Consider the following 18,628-nt stretch of genomic DNA (forward strand, 5'->3'; position numbering starts at 1 on the left):
CAATTCCAGACCGTATTCCTCGCATGCGTCCTCCAAATAGAAAGGCCCCGGAGATGGGGCCTTTCCAAAGCGTCGATTGCGATCCGGATCAGGCAGCGCGGTAGAATCCAGCCTGCACATCACCGTCGATCTTGAACTGCTTGACCAGCCGCAGCAGCGCGTCCGCCTCGCCGGCGAGTTCGCGGCTGGCAGCGGTGGTTTCTTCCACCATCGCGGCGTTCTGCTGGGTCATCTGATCCATCTGGTTGACGGTCGCATTAACCTCCTGCAATGCGCTTGACTGGTCATGGCTTGCGCGGGCAATCATTTCGACATGCTGGCTGATGGTGACGATCTGGGCACTGATCTTCGCCAGAACCGTACCGGTTTCCTGCACGAACTGCGAGCCGGAGCTGACCTCGGTCGTCGACTTGTTGATGAGCCCCTTGATCTCCTGGGCGGCCGCAGCCGAACGCTGCGCCAGTTCGCGGACTTCCATGGCGACAACCGCAAAGCCCTTGCCGGCGTCTCCGGCGCGCGCGGCTTCGATCCCCGCATTCAGAGCCAGAAGGTTGGTCTGGAAAGCGATCTCGTCGATCACGCCGATGATCTGTTCGATCTTGCGCGATGCATCCTCGATGCGAACCATGGCGTCAATCGCGTTGCTGACCACGGTCGCCGAGTCGTCGGCGCTGCGCTTGGCCTGACGAACGATCTGGTCGGCGTCCTTGGCGCGCTCGGCGGACGAGCGGACCGTGACGGTGATTTGATCGACGGCGGCAGCGGTTTCCTCCAGCGAGGCGGCCTGCTGTTCCGTGCGCTTCGACAGGTCCTCGGCCGACTGAGCCATCTGGTTGCCGTTGCCCTGGATCATTTCGACGTTGTCGCGGATCTGGCTCATGGTCGCCTGGAGACGCATCATCGAACCGTTGAAGTCCTGACGAAGCTGCTCGAGGCGGCCGATGAACGGCGTTTCGATGGTGGTCGAGATATCGCCCTGCGACATACGCTCGAGGCCGGCCGCAAGCTCGTTGACCGCGAATTCGATCTGCCGATCCATGTCGCGTTTTTCGGCATCGTTGCGCTGACGCTCGTGGTCGGCGGCAACACGCTCCTCTTCGCTCTGCTCCTCGATACGGATCTTCGAGATCGCGTTTTCCTTGAAGATGCCAAGCGCACGAGCCATGTCGCCGATTTCGTCATAGCGCTGCTCGCCGGAGATGTTTGTATCCAGCGCACCGTCGGCAATTCGGCGCATGGCAGCGGTGATCTGGCCGATCGGCCGTTGAAGGGTCAGCACAAGCGCAATGCCGCCTACGATCGAAAGCAGGATGCCAAGGCCGGTGGTAAGCACGGAGATACCGTTTGCCTGCGTGCGCTCGGCGCCGGCCGTCTGCTTCTGCAACTCGGCGAAGGCGGTCAACTGGCCCCATACAGTGTCCAGTTGCTGGCGGGCGGAAGCGTAATCGGCAACGCGCTGATTGATCGTATCAACGAGGCTCTGCGCGTCCTTGTCCATTGAGGCGAGAGCCGGCGAGACCGCGGCCACGATATCTTCCGCGAAATCCATGCCCTTGGCGCTGGCAAGCAGCGTGTTGAGATTGGTGCCCAGCGTGGCGATTTCCTGATGCAGGCGAACGCGATTTTCCTTGCTCGGCTTGGCAGCGAACTCGCCAAGGACAAGCTGCAGCGAGTAGATCGCGCTTTCGAGCCTGCGCGTGTCTTCGAGGACGGAGTTCGTCTGTGCGATGCGGCTGTCGAGTTCGACGAAGGTCGTTGTCGCCGCGCGCATCATCTGCGTTGCGGTCAACTGCGTGTAGGTGGACATCTGGCGGAAACGCGAGACGAGGCGACCGAGATTGGCGATTGCCTCGTCAGTGTTCGCATCGGCAGCCGTCGCCTGCGCCTTCACGTCGCTGATCGTCTGGGACAGCGACTGGGTCATGCTCTTCTGGTTCTGCGGAACCGAAATCTCGATCAGGCGCTGCGCCTTGGCAATCGCCGGGATGGCATCGGTGACCACCTTCAGCTTGTCGGCGGGAGCCTGCGCCTTGTTGAAATCGCCCATGACTGCGGCAAGCGCATCGCCACCCTTGAGGAGGCGATCGGCCGCACGCAGCGTCGCGGTCGCATTGCCTTCGTCGTTGCGAATATTCTCCTCGAGCTTCTGTGCATCGAAGTTGACGTTGAAGCGGCTGGTGATCATGACCTTTTGCGCATCGTCGATTGACTTGCGCAATGCCAGTTCCTGCTCGTGCAATGTCCAGAGTTTGCCGACAGTATCGGTGATACCTGCCGTGCCATCCGTGGCAGCTTGCAGGTTTTCGCGACCCGCGTTTTCGCCAATCTGATTGAGCGTCGCCTTCAGCGTGGCCTGCTGGGCGCCGATATCGCTGTAGAGCTTGTCACGCGCTTCCTGGCTGGTGATCTGCAGGAAGTCATCCATCGAACCGTACAGATCCTTGAACCCGCTCAGCGACTGGAGAACACTGTTGGAGATTTCCATGCGTCCCTGCAGCAAGCCGGAGGCATAGAGCCCGGTCAGGCCGACCGCAGAGATACTCACCACGAAGGGCAGCACAAACATCAAGACCTTGGTCTTGATCCTGAAGCGCGAAAGAATCTTGTCAATCAACATGGCGGTTCCGGCCTTCCATACACCACTCCTCCCACCGGTCACCTTGTGGCGCCGGCCGAGTGCATCGAGCTGCTTTTTTTGGAACAAGTCGGGAGCCCGGCATTCGCCAGGCGGCAATCATTGCCAGCTCGCCACGCAAGAAGCGAAGGCGCCCAGTATTCAGTGATCAAGTCTTGCAGAGGATGTCTTAATTTTCGGATAAGCGCATATCACCGAAAGCCGCACTCAAATCGATTTATGTGCGGAGACGGCTGGCGTCCGAGCGCCAGCGAGGTCCCGGAAATAGCGTGATGTCAGAAGGATCGAGCGACGAGGAGTGCGATAGTGGCAGCCGCTGCGCTCACTGCGAGCACAACGTAACGCATGGCGACGAGCTTATTGTCGGCCTTTGTTTGAGCAATAGCAACGGCGCGGGCCCGTGGTGTGTTCCTGTTCATCTGCAGAACCTCACTTCTCTCTGACGTAACAATCCAACAAAACAGTATGCTGGTAAAGCGTTATTTAGGAAGCGCTTTTGAGCATGTCATTGAGACAGGATGGCGCACCCCGCTTAAGAACTCTTGAATCGACCCGCCAGTTTCACGCCTACAAAGATTCACCTGCGGCAAAGCCGGAAGCCCAGGCCCACTGAAAATTATAACCGCCGAGCCAGCCGGTCACGTCGACGCACTCGCCGATGAAATAGAGGCCGGGCACGTGTTTCGCCGCCATCGTGCGGGAATCGAGCGCAGCGGTGTCCACGCCGCCGAGTGTCACTTCCGCGGTGCGGTAGCCTTCGGAACCAGATGGCCTGATCGTCCAGTTCTGCACGGCGTTGGCCAACCGCAACAGAACCTTGTCCGAAAGGTCCGCCATGTGACCGGTGATCCGCTCGCGCTCGGTAAGATACTGGGCAAGCCGCTTGGGCAATATCTCGCCAAGGGCGGTCTGCGCCGATTGCCGGCCGTTGGCCCGTCTTGCCTTTTTGAGGTGTCCCAAAAGGTCGATGTCCGGCTCGATATCCAGCGTGATATCGTCGCCCTCGCGCCAATAAGAAGAAATCTGCAGAATAGCGGGGCCGCTCAGACCGCGGTGGGTGAAAAGCAGCGCTTCACGAAACGCTGCCTTGCCGTTGCGGATTTCCGCGGGAACGGCAATGCCGGACAGTTCGGAAAGACTTTCGAGCATGGCCTGATCCACCGTCAGCGGCACCAGGCCCGGTCGTGTTTCGATCAGCGGCAAGCCAAATTGCTCCGCGATCCGATAGGCGAAGCCCGTGGCGCCCATCTTGGGAATGGACTTGCCGCCGCTGGCAATCACCAGCGAGCGACATTCGTAGGCGCCTTCGGAAGTCGAAACGTGAAAGCCCGCCTCCGTTTTCTCCACGCCGGCAATCTCGGTTCTCACGTGTAGAGACGCACCCGCCGCCTGCATCTCGTCAAGCAGCATCCGGATGATCTGCTTGGCACTGTCGTCACAAAAGAGTTGTCCGAGGGTTTTCTCATGCCAGGCGATCTTGTGCCGATCGACCATGGCAATGAAGTCGGACGGCGTAAATCGCGCCAGCGCCGACTTGCAGAAATGCGGATTGGTCGAGAGAAAGTTCTTCGGACCCGCGTGGATGTTGGTGAAGTTGCAGCGCCCACCGCCGGAGATGCGGATCTTTTCACCGGGCATCTTTGCATGATCCAGCAAGATCACCGAGCGGCCGCGCTGGGCGGCACGAATGGCGCACATCATGCCTGCGGCGCCCGCGCCGATGACGATCACATCGCTTTTCCGCTGCAAATTCGTTTCCCTTGTCGAAAGGCGTCTTCTTTTTCCATCAGTGAGCGAAAGTCAACGTGGCCTCCCCCTCGCCAATTGCCAAACTCTGGCTATTATGCCTTCAAGATCAACGCAAACCGGTGTGTCATGTCCCCAAAAAAGACGACGCTGAAACCTGCCAAGAACGTGCCTGCCTCGAAGAATAGACCCCCGGACCCCGGATCTCTGCGCGGCGTGGCAAACTGGAAGGAAGCAGCACAGTTCTTGCGGGCACGCGGCATCGAAGATATCGAATGCATCACGCCTGATCTGGCTGGCGTGCCGCGCGGCAAGATGATGCCAAGTTCCAAGTTCACGTCGAATACGTCGCTGGCACTGCCTTCGGCGATCTATCGGCATACGATATCAGGGGAATATCCGGAGGAGACCGAAAGCTTCCGCTACGAGCCGCGCGATAGTGACCTGAAGCTCGTGCCCGATCTTTCGACGCTCTCGGTCGTGCCATGGGAAACCGATCCCACCGCACAGGTGATCTGCGATATCGTCACCGCCGACGGCGAAGAGGTGTCCTATACGCCGCGCAACGTGTTGAAGCGGATCATGAAGCTCTATCATGACCGCGGCTGGAAGCCGATCGTGGCGCCTGAGATCGAATTCTATCTCGTGGCCAAGAACGACGATCCGGATTATCCGCTGCATCCGCCAAAGGGGCGGTCGGGCCGCTCCATTCTCGGCGGCCAGGGATATTCGATCGCCGGCATCAACGAGTTCGACGAACTGATCGACGACATCTATCATTTCTCGGAAAAGCAGGGCCTCGAGATCGATACGCTGATCCACGAGGAGGGCCCGGCGCAGCTCGAAATCAACCTACGCCATGGCAACCCGATCGAGCTCGCCGACCAGGTATTCCTGTTCAAGAGGACGATCCGAGAAGCGGCGATGAAGCACAACATCTACGCGACCTTCATGGCAAAGCCGATGCAGGGCCAGCCCGGATCTGCCATGCATATCCACCAGTCTGTCGTCAACGAGGAGACGGGGAAGAACGTATTCTCCAATCCGGACGGATCGCCGTCGCGGGAGTTCTTCCATTTCATTGGCGGCATGCAGAAATACGTACCGAGCGCCCTCTCCATGCTGGCGCCTTATGTGAATTCGTATCGCCGCCTGACGCCGGATATGTCTTGCCCTGTCAACAATGCCTGGGGCTATGACAACCGCACGACCGCCTTCCGGGTACCGGTTTCGGATCCGCAGGCGCGGCGCGTGGAAAATCGACTGCCAAGCTCCGACGCCAATCCCTATCTGGCACTTGCCGCCTCCCTTGCTTCCGGCCTGCTCGGGATCATGAAGGAAATCGAGCCGACGGCGCCGACCGAGGACGCTGCCAACGAGGGTTCGATCGAACTGCCCCGCGGCCTGCTCGAAGCCGTTGCGTTGATGGAGGACGAGCCGGCCTTCGAAGAGGTGTTCGGCAAGGAGTTCATCGGCCTTTACGCTGGCGTCAAGCGCGGAGAATTCGAGACCTTCATGCAGGTGATCAGCCCATGGGAGCGTGAATTCCTTCTGCTCAACGTGTGAGGAGGCTCATCATGGCATCGCAAGAGGCATGGCAGAGCCCGATTGCGCCAGGCATTTCCCTGTATCAGGAGACTGCCGGCGAGCGCCCTAGCTACCCGTCGCTCGATGGGTCGAGGACCTGTGACGTCGCCATCGTCGGCGGCGGCTACACCGGTCTGCAGGCCGCCTACTATCTGGCCAAGGCTGGTGTTTCGGTCGTGCTCATCGAAGCCTGTCGCTTTGGCGACGGTGCTTCGGGGCGTAATGGCGGCCAACTCGGCACGGGCCAACGCTGGTGGCCGGAGGAGATGGAAGAAAAGATCGGCTACGAACGGTCTAAGGCACTCTTCGATCTGGCAGAAGCTGCCAAACGGCACCTGCTGGATTTCGCGATGGATCACCAGATCGACATCGACTTCATGCCGGGGCAGATGAACGTGTCGCACAAGGTAGGCTACCAGCGCGCCTACCACGCGAATGCGGAGATTGCCGCATCGCGCTACGACTATCCGCACCTGCGTTTCATGGACAGGGAGGAGACGCAGCAACGCCTGGGATCGAACCGTTACCTGTGCGGTGTTCGTGATACCGGCACCGGCCATATCCATCCGCTGAAGCTGCTGATCGGCCTTGCGCGCGTCGCGGCCAACGCCGGCGCCGGCATCTTCGAGATGACCAAGGCCACAGCCATCCGCCAGGGCGGTGGCAAAGTGACCATCGAAACGCCGCAGGGCCAGATCGTCTCAAGCAAGGCGCTGATCGCCTGCAACGGCTATATCGGCAACCTTGAGCCGGTCACTGCGAGCCACGTCATGCCGATCAGGTCTTTCATCGGCGCCACGGCTCCAATCACCGGCCACCCGGATGTGCTGGCTGGTGGGGAAGCCGTGGCCGATTCACGTTTCGTCGTGCGCTACTTCCGCAAGACAAAGGACGGACGCCTACTGTTCGGTGGTCGCGAGGCCTATACCGCCGACAACCCGCGCGACATAACGCAGCACATCCGCCGACAGATTGCCGAGATCTACCCCACACTTGGGAATATCGAGATCACCCACGCCTGGGGCGGATCGGTTGGCATCACGATGCCCCGGCAGCCGTTCGTCCGCGACGTGATGCCCGGCGTGACATCGATCGGCGGCTATTCCGGGCATGGGGTGATGCTGGCGAATTACTGTGGCAAGCTCTATGCCGAAACCGTGCTTGGAAAGTCGGCGGACCTGGAGCTTTTCCGGGCACTCGATGTGCCTGCGTTTCCCGGTGGTGCGGCCATGCGCGCCCCGCTGCTTTTCCTGGCACTCTCATGGTTTGCGCTGCGCGACAGGTTTTAGTCAGATTGCGCATTTCCTCGCGCGTCAATTCGATCTAAAACCAGTTCTCGACAGATTCATTGCAGCGCACACTGGCTTTTTTAAATCGATTAGATTAAAGAGCCAACAACCAGTCTGATTGAGAGATATCCTCATGAGCAGCCAAATCATCCCCGTCGAACCCTTTGACTATGTCGTCTTCGGCGGCAGTGGCGACCTTGCGGAACGCAAGCTGCTGCCGGCGCTTTACCATCGCCAGATCGAGGGCCAGTTCACCGAACCGACCCGCGTCATCGGCGCCTCCAGAAGCGCGCTCACGCATGAAGAATATCGCAAGTTCGCGCAGGATGCCCTGAAGGAGCATCTCAAGAAGGGTGAATACGACGAAGCGGAAGTGGCAAAATTCTGCGAACGCCTGTTCTACGTGCCAGTCGACGCCCGCTCGGATGCCGGCTGGGACCAGCTGAAGAAAATCCTCGACGAAGGCAAGGATCGCGTTCGCGCCTTCTACCTCGCCGTCGCGCCCGGTATCTTCGGCGACATCTCGCAGAAGATCCATGAACACAAGCTGATCACCAAGACGACCCGTATCGTCGTCGAGAAGCCGATCGGCCGCGACCTTGCCTCGGCGCTGTCGCTGAATGACACGATTGGCAAAGTCTTCAAGGAAGAGCAGATCTTCCGCATCGACCACTATCTCGGCAAGGAGACGGTGCAGAACCTGATGGCTCTGCGTTTTGCCAACGCGCTCTATGAGCCGCTGTGGAACGCCGACCATATCGATCACATCCAGATCACCGTTGCGGAATCGGTCGGGCTGGAAGGACGTGCCGGGTACTATGACACGGCAGGCGCACTGCGCGACATGGTCCAGAACCATATTCTCCAGCTTCTCTGCCTTGTGGCGATGGAAGTGCCGTCCTCGATGGATTCGGAAGCGGTCCGCGACGAAAAGCTCAAGGTGCTGCGTGCACTGAAGCCCATCAACGCGTCAAACGTTGAGCTGGCCACCGTACGCGGCCAGTACCGCGCCGGTGCCTCTGCCACAGGCCCGGTCAAGGGCTACCTTGAAGAACTCGAAGGCGGCGTTTCCAACACCGAGACCTTCGTTGCGATCAAGGCCGAAATCGGCAACTGGCGCTGGGCGGGTGTTCCCTTCTACATTCGCACCGGCAAGCGTCTTGCCGGTCGCATGTCGGAGATCGTTATCACCTTCAAGCCGATCCCGCACTCGGTCTTCGACCAGTCGGCCGGGCGGATCAACCAGAACCAGCTCATCATTCGCTTGCAGCCTGACGAAGGCGTCAAACAGTCGCTAATGATCAAGGATCCGGGTCCGGGCGGCATGCGCTTGCGCAACGTTTCACTCGACATGAGCTTTGCCGAATCCTTCTCGGCCCGCAATCCGGATGCCTACGAGCGCCTGCTGATGGACGTCATCCGCTCCAACCAGACCCTGTTCATGCGCCGCGACGAAGTCGAGGCGGCGTGGCAGTGGGTCGATCCCATCCTCAAGGGCTGGGAAGCGACCGGCCAGAAGGTTCAAGGCTACACCGCCGGTACGTGGGGTCCGAGCCAATCGATCGCGCTCATCGAGCGTGACGGCCGCACCTGGCACGACAACCTGTAGGATCGAAGCGATGGCAGCGACCATGCATGCATTTGCCGACGCCGCGGAACTGGCTCGCAACCTTGCGGACAAGGTCGCGGCCTCCCTTTCGGCGGCTGTCGCAACGCGCGGAGCGGCTGCTATCGCCGTTTCTGGCGGATCGACTCCGAAGCTGTTCTTTCAGGAACTCTCAACGCGCGACATCGATTGGGGCAAGGTGACGATTACGCTCGTGGACGAGCGTTTCGTGCCCGCCGACAATGATCGCTCCAACCATTTGCTGGTCGCGACTAACCTGCTTCGGAACAAGGCGGCGGCGGCACGGTTCCAGCCGCTCTACCAGGCCGTGCCTTCCGTCGAGGAAGCCGCGGAAATCGCCACCGCGGCGACAAGGGCGATCGCGGACCCGTTCGACATCGTCATCCTGGGGATGGGCGGCGACGGCCACACCGCGTCGTTCTTCCCCGGCGGAAACAACCTTCAGATCGCGCTCGATCCGAATACGCCGCGTGGTATCATCACAATGGAAGCCGACGGTGCAGGCGAACCTCGCCTGACGTTCACTTTCAGCAGCCTTCAGGACGCCAGGCTGCTGGTGCTCCACATCGAGGGCGACGGCAAGAAAGACGTGCTGGCGAAAGCCGAACGCGCCGGCGACGAGGCAGAGATGCCGATCCGCGCCGTTCTACGCCGGGCCGCTTCGCCGGTAGACATCTACTGGGCTCCTTGAGCGCCATAGCGCAGGGCCGACGAACAGACAATTGAAGACCAATACAAAGGCAGGATCTCCCATGTCCGCTCACTCACGCATTGCTGCGATTACCTCCCGCATCGTCGAACGCTCGAAGCCGACGCGCGGGCTCTATCTGGAGCGCCTGCGAAATGCGGCTTCCAAGAGTGTGGCCCGCTCGACGCTCGGCTGCGCCAATCTCGCCCACGGCTTCGCAGTCTGTTCCCCCGCCGAGAAGGATGCCCTTGCGGGCGACCGCGTACCCAATCTCGGCATCATCACCTCCTATAACGACATGCTGTCGGCGCATCAGCCGTTCGAGACCTATCCGGCGATCCTGCGTGAAGCGGCGGCCGAGGCCGGCGGTATTGCGCAGGTGGCAGGTGCGGTTCCAGCCATGTGCGACGGGGTAACCCAAGGCCAGCCGGGGATGGAGCTCTCGCTCTTCTCGCGTGACCTGATCGCCATGGCTGCTGGCGTCGGACTGTCCCACAACATGTTCGACGCGGCGCTCTATCTCGGCGTCTGCGACAAGATCGTGCCGGGACTGGTTATCGCAGCTCTTTCCTTCGGCCATCTACCCGCGATCTTCGTGCCGGCCGGCCCGATGACGACGGGGTTGCCGAACGACGAGAAGTCGCGCGTCCGCCAGCTTTATGCAGAAGGCAAGGTCGGACGTGCCGAGTTGTTGGAAGCGGAATCCAAGTCCTACCACGGGCCAGGCACCTGCACCTTCTACGGCACCGCGAACTCGAACCAGATGCTGATGGAAATCATGGGCTTCCACATGCCCGGTTCCTCCTTCGTCAACCCGGGCACGCCGCTACGCGAAGCCTTCACCCGCGAAGCTGCCAAGCGCGCACTGGCGATAACGGCACAAGGCAACGAATACACGCCCGCCGGCGAAATGATCGACGAGCGATCGATCGTCAATGGCGTCGTCGGGCTGCACGCCACAGGCGGCTCCACCAACCATACGCTCCACCTGGTCGCCATGGCACGCGCCGCCGGCATCCAGCTGACATGGCAGGATATCGCCGAGCTCTCCGAAGTCGTGCCGCTGCTCGCGCGGGTCTACCCGAACGGCCTTGCGGACGTGAACCACTTCCATGCGGCCGGCGGCATGGGTTTCCTCATCAAGGAACTGCTGAAGCACGGCCTGGTGCACGAGGATGTGCGCACGGTGTTCGGCCATGGCCTTCAGGCCTACACGATCGACCCGCGCCTTGGCGAAGGCGGCACGATCGTTCGGGAGCCCGCTCCGCAGAAGAGTGTCGACCCTAAGGTGCTTGCGAGCATCGAGACGCCCTTCCAGGCGAACGGTGGCCTGAAAATGCTGCGCGGCAATCTCGGAAAAGCAGTGATCAAGATTTCGGCCGTGAAGCCGGATCGCCATGTCATCGAAGCCCCGGCAATCGTCTTCCACAGCCAGCAGGAGCTGCAGGACGCCTTCAAGGACGGCAAATTGAACCGGGACTTCGTGGCAGTCGTCCGCTTCCAGGGACCCAAGGCGAACGGCATGCCCGAACTGCACAAGCTCACACCGCCGCTCGGGGTGTTGCAGGACCGCGGCTTCCGCGTCGCCTTGCTGACCGACGGCCGCATGTCCGGCGCATCGGGCAAGGTTCCCGCCGCAATCCATGTGACGCCGGAAGCCGTTGACGGCGGGCCGATCGCGCGCATCAGGGACGGCGACATCATCCGCCTCGATGCGATCGCCGGCACACTGGAAGTCCTGGTCGACGCTGCCGACATGGCCGAACGCGAGCCGGTGGTCGCCGATCTCTCGGAGAACGAGTTCGGCATCGGTCGCGAGCTGTTCGCGCCGTTCCGCCGGGCAGTCGGACCATCCGACCGAGGCGCGAGCGTGCTTTTCCACTAGGTTAGGCGATCTCGGGCCTGACGACCACGAATTGACGCCAGAATTACAAAAACCCGCGAGCTTGCTCGCGGGTTCTGTCGTCTTGATGCCTGCTGAAATCAGCCGCGAACGTTGAGAACGCGGTCGCGGTGCGCAGGGTGGGTGCTGTAGACAAAAATCTTGTCGAGCTCCTTGTCCGCCAACAAGCGCAGGAAGCGGACTTCTATCGTATTGTTCACGTTCACCCGCATCAGCATACAGCCGACCTTGGTGATGCGCGCATCGGGGATGTCCAGGTAGAACTGCTTCGGCAGGCTGAATTGGGTCAGTATCGCCAGCACAGCCGTGCTCTTGGAGATGCGGATGATATCGCAGCGCCGGGCAGCCATGTTAAGGACGCCCTTCTCCGTATACTCGATGCGCGCGGCGTTCATCGTTTCCTCCATTTTGAACCGCGTCTCGCGGTCATACATGAAGGATTCTTCGGTGTTCAGGAAATGTCCCAAAGGCAATTGGCTGGATGCAGGCACGACCGTGATCCCCTAGATATGCTGTAGGGATATTACCAATCGAACCTTTAACAGAAGGTGAGAGTCGTCTTGCCTTGGGCCGCTTTTGTACGGCCCAAGGTGGATGGAGTTGCTACTTCCGGTAGGTCCTGCCCGTTGCATCGAACAAATGCAGCTTCGAGCGGTCAGCCGAAAAGTGCATCTTCTGGCCCTTCTTGATGTCGAAGGTGCCCGGCAGCTTGACGATGATCGGTTCTCCCTGAACCAGACCTTCGATGTAGAGCAACGTCACCTCGCCCAGCGCCTCGACGATCGAGACCTCGCCTTCGAAGAGATAGTCCTCGGTGCTGCCCGCAATACGCAGGTCTTCGGGGCGAACGCCGAAGCTGGCGGTCTTGCCCTTTTCAGAGGTTGGTGTCGGAATATCGAGTGTCACCGACTTGCCGCCGGTCAACGTCACCGTGGTCGCGCTGCCCGCGTCCGTGATGGTCGCAGGAATGACGTTCATGGCGGGCGACCCGATGAACTTCGCCACGAAAAGATTGGCCGGGCGCTCATAGAGTTCGAGCGGCGCACCCACCTGCTCGATGTTGCCCGCCGATAGAACCACGATGCGGTCCGCCAGCGTCATCGCCTCGACCTGGTCATGGGTGACGTAGATCATCGTCGTGTCGGCCATCTGTTCGTTCAGGCGGGCGATCTCGATGCGGGTCGCGACACGAAGCGCTGCATCGAGGTTCGACAACGGCTCGTCGAAGAGGAAGACCTTCGGGTTGCGGCAGATCGCGCGACCGATCGCAACGCGCTGGCGCTGCCCGCCGGAGAGTGCCTTCGGCAGGCGATCGAGGTATTTGGTGAGCTGCAAGCTCTCGGCCGCCGCACGGACGCGCCGATCGATTTCCTGCTTCTTCTCTCCAGCGATCTTCATGCCGAAGGCCATGTTGTCGTAGACCGTCATATGCGGATAGAGCGCATATGACTGGAATACCATGGCGATGCCGCGCTTCGACGGCGGCACATCGTTGACGAGCTGGCCATCGATATACATGTCGCCGCCGGTGATGTTCTCGAGGCCCGCGATCATGCGGAGGAGCGTGGACTTGCCGCAGCCGGAAGGACCAACGAAGACGACGAACTCGCCTTCCTTGATTTCCAGATCGATCCCGTGGAGGACGTCCACGGCACCATAGGATTTGCGAATGTCCTTGAGCGTCAATCCAGTCATCTAGTTCCTCCTCCAGAATCCTTTAGGCAAGACGAGCGAAGTACGCCCCCCACGCCGGAATGTCTATTTTGTCACCGTAGTTATTGCTGACGAAGCCGTGACCCGTCAACGCTTGCCAATTGCCGGCCGGCAAAACGACAACGCTCTCTGTCGCACTCATGTTGAAAACGCAGAGAACCGTCTCGTTGCCGTACTCGCGAATGAAAATCACCGCGTCGTCCTGCGGTTCCATGAAGTCGATGTCGCCCTTGGCGAAGGCCGGATGCTGCTTACGGAAGGCGAGAAAGCGACGGTAGTGCTCCAGAACCGAATTCTCGTCGCCCTGCTGCACGCTGACAGCCCGCAGGATGTGCTCGACGGGGACCGGGAGCCACGGTTTGACGGTCGAGAAGCCACCCTGGGCAACCTGGCTGTCCCAGACCATCGGCGTCCGGCAGCCGTCGCGGCCCTTGAATTCGGGCCAGAACTGGATGCCGTAGGGATCCTGCAGGTCCTGGTAGGCGAGATCGGCTTCAGTGAGGCCGAGTTCCTCGCCCTGATAGAGGCAGACGGAACCGCGCAGCGTCATCAGCAACGCCGAGTATTGCTTTGCGAAGGCATCTCGATCGGCGACCAGCGAACCCCAGCGGCTGACATGGCGCATGACGTCATGGTTGGAAAAGGCCCAGCAGGCCCAGCCATCGGGTGCCGCGGCGGCGAAGTCTTCCATGACCTCCTCGACGCGCTCCGGCGACAGCGGGTCCGGTGCCAGGAACTCGAAGGCATAGCACATATGCATCTTGTCGTTGCCTGAGGTATATTCCCCGACGATCTCGAGGCCACGCTGGCTGTCGCCGACCTCGCCCACAGCGGCAATCGCCGGGAACTCTTCAAGCACCGCGCGGAAGCGCTTGAGGAACTCCAGGTTCTCCGGGCGGTTCTTGTCGTAGATGTGTTCCTGGAAATTGTAGGGGTTCACCGCCGGCGCCGTCGACGCATTGCGCCGCTCCGGAGCGAGAGCCGGATTGTCGCGGAGTTCCCTGTCGTGGAAATAGAAGTTGATGGTATCGAGACGGAAGCCATCGACACCCCGCTTCAGCCAGAAACGGACGACATCCAGGAGGCGGTCCTGGACCGCCGGATTGTGCAGATTCATATCCGGCTGCGAGGTCAGGAAATTGTGCATGTAGTATTGCATGCGTGTCGGATCCCACGCCCATGCGGAACCGCCGAAGATCGACAGCCAGTTGTTCGGTGGCGTGCCGTCCGGCTTCGCATCGGCCCAGACATACCAATCCGCCTTCGCGTTGGTCTTGCTGGCCCGACTTTCGACGAACCACGGGTGCTGATCCGAGCTATGGGAGATGACGAGGTCGATCATCACACGGATGCCGAGGCGATGAGCCTCGGCTATCAGCGTGTCGAAATCCACCAGCGTGCCGAAAATGGCGTCGACGTTCTCGTAGTCCGAGACGTCGTAGCCAAAGTCGCGCATTGGCGAGGTGAAGAAGGGTGAAATCCAGATCGCGTCCGCGCCAAGGCTTGCGACATGCGGCAGGCGGGCGGTGATGCCCTTCAGGTCGCCGACGCCGTCGCCGTTCGAATCCTGGAACGAGCGCGGATAGATCTGATAGATCACCGCGCCGCGCCACCAGTCTTTGTCAGCCGTCAAAATGGATTGGGATGCCATGCTCATGTCTGGTCCTGTTGGATTTCGTCTTGGGATTAGCTAGCCACCCTTGACCGATCCCGAAAGCAGACCACGCACAAGGTAACGCTGCAGAGTGAAGAAAACGAGCAACGGTACGATGATGGTAATGAATGCCGAGGCCGTCAGGATTTCCCAGTTGCCACCGCGAGAGCCTAGCAGCGCGTTCAATGCGCCGGTCAGCACGAGGTGATCCCTGTCGGTGCCGAGGAAGACCATGGCGACAAGCAGGTCATTCCATACCCACAGGAACTGGAAGATCGCGAAGGACGCGAGTGCAGGGAAGGACAAAGGCAAAACGATACGGGTAAAGATTTCGAACTCGCTGGCGCCATCGACACGTGCGGATTCGATGATCTCCCGCGGAAGCCCCGCGATGTAGGAGCGGAGCAGATAAATAGCGAGCGGCATGCCGAAAGCGGTGTGCGCCAGCCAGATACCGGGATAGGTCTTCGACGGCGCATCCAGCAGCGAGCCGACCTGGTTGTACAGACGCAGCAGCGGGATAAGCGACATCTGCAACGGCACGACAATGAGGCCGACGACAAGCGCTATGAGCAGCGCACGCCCGGGGAATTCCATCCAGCTTAGCGCATAGGCGGCGAAGGCGGCGATCAGGATGGGTATGATCGTCGCCGGGATCGTCACCGTCAGTGAGTTGATGAAGGACTGGCCGATGCCTTCGCTGGTGAGCACCGCCCGGTAATTGTCCAGGGTGAATTCCGGCGGGGTGGCTACGGAAATGTAGACACGCCGACCGCCGTCATCGGGTCCGAATGTCGCGTTCTTCATGTAGCGATAGCTGCCGTCCTCGTTGACGACCAAAGAGACGCCATCGCCGAGATCGGCAGTCTGGCCCGCCTCATAAGCGGCCGGCTGCTGGACGCGTGTTCCGAATGCGCGGATCGTGCGGCCCTGCTGGCCTTCCAGAACATTGCCGGCGATGACATAGGTCGCGCCGTCCTGCGTCTGCTGATCGGGCTGACCGAGGCGAGCCGCGACGGTTCGGGACGAACCGGCAAAGGCCGTCCACCAGCCCGACACCACGATCTGATCCTTGTCGCGCAGCGCGCTGACAAAGATACCAAGCGTTGGGATCAGCCAGAGGATGACGATGACGAGAACGGCGACGTGGACGAAAAGGCGGGCCGGGCCGATTTTGAAGAAGCTTCGTGACAATGTCATCTCAACGGCCTCCGAGTTCGCGGTTCGCGCGGCGAACGTTCCAGACCATGATCGGCGTCACGGCCAGCATGATGATCAGTGCGATGACCGCACTTCGGCCGGAATCGCCGCCGCCCCGGAACAGCCAGTTGAACATCAGGTTGGCGAGCACCATCGTGTTCCATTGACCGTTGGTCATGGTCAGCACGATGTCGAAAACCTTGAGGACCAGGATGGTGATGGTGGTCCAGACGACGGCGATTGTGCCCCACACCTGCGGGACCATGATGCGCCAGAAGATCTGCCAGCCGTTGGCGCCGTCGATGACGGCCGCCTCGATGGTTTCCTCCGGAATGCCGCGGAGCGCGGCTGAGAGGATGACCATCGCGAAACCCGTCTGAATCCAGATCAGGATCACCATCAGGAAGAAATTGTTCCAGAAGGGCACCGAGATCCAAACCTGCGGCGAGCCGCCGAACATCTGGACGATGGCGTTCAATAGTCCGATCTGCGTGTCGTTGCCGCCGCGATACTCGTAGATGAACTTCCAGATGACCGACGCACCGACGAATGAAATCGCCATCGGCATGAAGACGATGCTCTTGGCGATGTTGCCCCACCAGATGCGGTCGGTCATTACGGCGATGACCAGTCCGAAGAAGGTGCAGGCGGCCGGTACGACGGCTAGCCAGAGAATATTGTTGAAGATCGACTGGCGGAATTCGCGGTCGGTGATCGCCCACTTGTAATTGGTGAAGCCGACGAATTCGATGCCGGAGCGATCATAGAATGAGAGGATCAGTGTCGCGACGACAGGGTAGACGAGGTAGACGATCAAAAGGAAAAGTGCGGGAAAGAGGAACAGCCATGGCCGGATCACCGAGCGCCGGTTCAGGTTCTGCGACGCGGTGTGGATGTCCCCATCCCTGACCGGAAGCGCCAGATCCAGAATTTTGTTCGAGAAGTAGAAGTAGGCCGAGCATGCAAACACGGCTACGACCACGACCCCCAAAGCGGAAACTATCTGCGATAGCATTCGTCCCTCCCCTGCTACCCTTGTTCATCTCGGGCTTAGCGCCGCCGATGCGCTTGTGCGGACCGCGTTCGGCGCATAAGGCGGCAAAGGCCGGAGCTCGCGAAAGCATCCGGCCAAGCATTGCAGCCATGCCGCCGAAACAGCGGCATGGATTCAGGCGATATTACTTGATGCCGTCCCAGGCGCCCTGGATTTCCTTGGCAGTGTCTTCTGCAGACTTTCCACCAACGAAATCAACCATGCCCGTCCAGAACGCACCCGCACCGATCTTGCCCGGCATCAAGTCGGAACCATCGAAGCGGAAGGTCGTGGCCGTCGTCAGGATTTCGCCTTCGCGCTTCATCTGATCATTGGCGTAAGCGGCCGTGTTCACGCCCTTGTAGGGCGTGAGGAAGCTCGACTGAGCCATCCAGACCTCGTGCGCGATCGGCGTCTTCAGGAACTCCACGAAAGCACGGGCAGCCTTGGAGTCCTTTGCGATGGTCACGAGCGTGCCAGCACCGAGTACCGGCTTGCCGAGTTCAGGATGTGAAGCGAAGGTCGGCATGTAGAAGAAATCCGCATCCTGGCCGAGCTTCGTGCCTTCCGGGAAAAACGAAGGAATAAACGATGCCTGATGGTGCATGTAGCACTTCGGCGGAACAGAGAAGAGGCCCTTCGGGCTGTCGCGGAAGTCGGTGGATGCCACAGCCTTGACGCCACCATCGACATACTTCTCGTTCTTCGCAAACTTGCCGAATTCGTCGATGACCGCAACCACGGCGGGATCGCTGAACTTCAGTTCGTTTGTGGTCCACTTGTCGTAAACTTCCGGCGGCTGCATGCGCAGCATGAGATCTTCAATCCAGTCGGTCGCCGGCCAGCCGGTGGCGCCACCTGAACCGAGGCCGATGCACCACGGAACGCCACCGTCCTTGACGATCTGATCCGTCAGAGCCAGCAGCTCTTCCATGGTGGTCGGGACCTTGTAGCCCGCTTCCTTGAAGTTCTCGGGAACGTACCAGACCAGCGACTTCACGTCGGCTTTGTACGGGAAGGCGTAGAAGGCGTCCTTGCCGTCCTTGCCCTTGTAGGTGCCGTAGCCGATCCAGCTATCGCCAGCACCATAGTTTTCCTTGATCCAATTGCTGTTTTCGTCGCCGAGCGGAGTCAGGAAGCCCTTGCTGGCCAGGTCCGCGAGGAGGCCCGGCTGCGGCAGGATCGCAATGTTCGGCGGCGAACCCGCCTGTGTATCGATGACAATCTGCTGTTCGTAGTTTTCCGAAGACGAATACTTGGCGTCGATGCCGGTCGCTTCGGTGAAGTAGGCCAGGATGCTGCGGAAGAATGCCTCGTCTTCGCCGCGCCAGGGACCGAAAATGGTCATCTGCTCGCCCTTGAGATCGGCGTGAGCAGCCTTGAAATCGTCGTAGCTCTTCCAGTTGAATTTGGAATCCTGCCCTGGGGCAAACTTAAGATCGGCGGCAGACGCAGCACCGGCAAGAAGCGCCGCTACGGCGACGCTCATCAAAAACGTTTTTTTCATGTGATCAACCTCCCATCACAATCCCAACCGCGCTTTGCAACCGAAT

At 60.3% G+C, this 18,628-nt stretch carries 12 protein-coding genes and 1 pseudogene; 5 read left to right on the forward strand and 8 right to left on the reverse strand.

All coding sequences use genetic code 11. The features are described 5' to 3' along the window. Positions 1–88: 88 nt before the first annotated feature. Both ASC90_RS20890 and ASC90_RS20895 read right to left on the reverse strand, forming a co-directional pair. A complete protein-coding gene (locus ASC90_RS20890; RefSeq protein WP_056544629.1) occupies positions 89–2,617 on the reverse strand; it encodes a HAMP domain-containing methyl-accepting chemotaxis protein in 2,529 nt (842 codons plus the stop codon). 585 nt (positions 2,618–3,202) lie between these two features. After that, positions 3,203–4,422 (reverse strand): annotated as a pseudogene (locus ASC90_RS20895) (NAD(P)/FAD-dependent oxidoreductase). Positions 4,423–4,510: 88 nt separating this feature from the next. On the opposite strand from ASC90_RS20895, the gene ASC90_RS20900 reads away from it, so the two are divergent. The 5 genes from ASC90_RS20900 to edd all read left to right on the forward strand — a co-directional run bounded on the left by ASC90_RS20900 (position 4,511) and on the right by edd (position 11,457). Then, a complete protein-coding gene (locus tag ASC90_RS20900; RefSeq protein ID WP_056545006.1) occupies positions 4,511–5,947 on the forward strand; it encodes a glutamine synthetase family protein in 1,437 nt (478 codons plus the stop codon). An 11-nt stretch (positions 5,948–5,958) separates the two neighbouring features. Further along, a complete protein-coding gene (locus tag ASC90_RS20905; protein ID WP_056544632.1) occupies positions 5,959–7,257 on the forward strand; it encodes an FAD-binding oxidoreductase in 1,299 nt (432 codons plus the stop codon). A 133-nt stretch (positions 7,258–7,390) separates the two neighbouring features. Next, positions 7,391–8,866: a glucose-6-phosphate dehydrogenase gene (zwf, locus tag ASC90_RS20910; protein ID WP_056544635.1), complete on the forward strand. Its 1,476-nt coding sequence runs from the start codon at positions 7,391–7,393 to the stop codon at positions 8,864–8,866. Positions 8,867–8,876: 10 nt separating this feature from the next. Beyond that, positions 8,877–9,575, forward strand: coding sequence for a 6-phosphogluconolactonase (gene pgl, locus ASC90_RS20915; protein ID WP_056544638.1), 699 nt, complete (start codon positions 8,877–8,879; stop codon positions 9,573–9,575). A gap of 61 nt (positions 9,576–9,636) precedes the next feature. Continuing rightward, the gene (edd, locus tag ASC90_RS20920; RefSeq protein WP_056544641.1) at positions 9,637–11,457 is read left to right on the forward strand and encodes a phosphogluconate dehydratase; all 1,821 of its coding nucleotides are present in this window, start codon (positions 9,637–9,639) and stop codon (positions 11,455–11,457) included. Between the two features lie 98 nt (positions 11,458–11,555). Here the strand turns inward: edd and ASC90_RS20925 are convergent, their stop codons facing one another. The 6 genes from ASC90_RS20925 to ASC90_RS20950 all read right to left on the reverse strand — a co-directional run bounded on the left by ASC90_RS20925 (position 11,556) and on the right by ASC90_RS20950 (position 18,582). Next, the gene (locus ASC90_RS20925) at positions 11,556–11,909 is read right to left on the reverse strand and encodes a hypothetical protein (RefSeq protein ID WP_056544645.1); all 354 of its coding nucleotides are present in this window, start codon (positions 11,907–11,909) and stop codon (positions 11,556–11,558) included. Between the two features lie 169 nt (positions 11,910–12,078). Continuing rightward, positions 12,079–13,170: a sn-glycerol-3-phosphate ABC transporter ATP-binding protein UgpC gene (gene ugpC / locus ASC90_RS20930; protein ID WP_056544648.1), complete on the reverse strand. Its 1,092-nt coding sequence runs from the start codon at positions 13,168–13,170 to the stop codon at positions 12,079–12,081. A gap of 22 nt (positions 13,171–13,192) precedes the next feature. Continuing rightward, complete coding sequence (locus ASC90_RS20935; protein ID WP_056544654.1) at positions 13,193–14,845, reverse strand: alpha-glucosidase family protein; 1,653 nt, start codon at positions 14,843–14,845, stop codon at positions 13,193–13,195. A 33-nt stretch (positions 14,846–14,878) separates the two neighbouring features. Beyond that, positions 14,879–16,042, reverse strand: a complete 1,164-nt coding sequence (locus tag ASC90_RS20940; RefSeq protein WP_056544656.1) for a carbohydrate ABC transporter permease — start codon at positions 16,040–16,042, stop codon at positions 14,879–14,881. A gap of 1 nt (position 16,043) precedes the next feature. Beyond that, positions 16,044–17,057 carry a sugar ABC transporter permease gene (locus tag ASC90_RS20945; protein WP_056544659.1) on the reverse strand — a complete coding sequence of 338 codons (1,014 nt, stop codon included), beginning with the start codon at positions 17,055–17,057 and terminating at the stop codon, positions 16,044–16,046. Positions 17,058–17,220: 163 nt separating this feature from the next. Continuing rightward, positions 17,221–18,582: an ABC transporter substrate-binding protein gene (locus tag ASC90_RS20950; protein WP_056544662.1), complete on the reverse strand. Its 1,362-nt coding sequence runs from the start codon at positions 18,580–18,582 to the stop codon at positions 17,221–17,223. Positions 18,583–18,628: the final 46 nt, after the last annotated feature.

The organism is Rhizobium sp. Root1220, assembly GCF_001426265.1.
GTDB lineage: Bacteria > Pseudomonadota > Alphaproteobacteria > Rhizobiales > Rhizobiaceae > Rhizobium.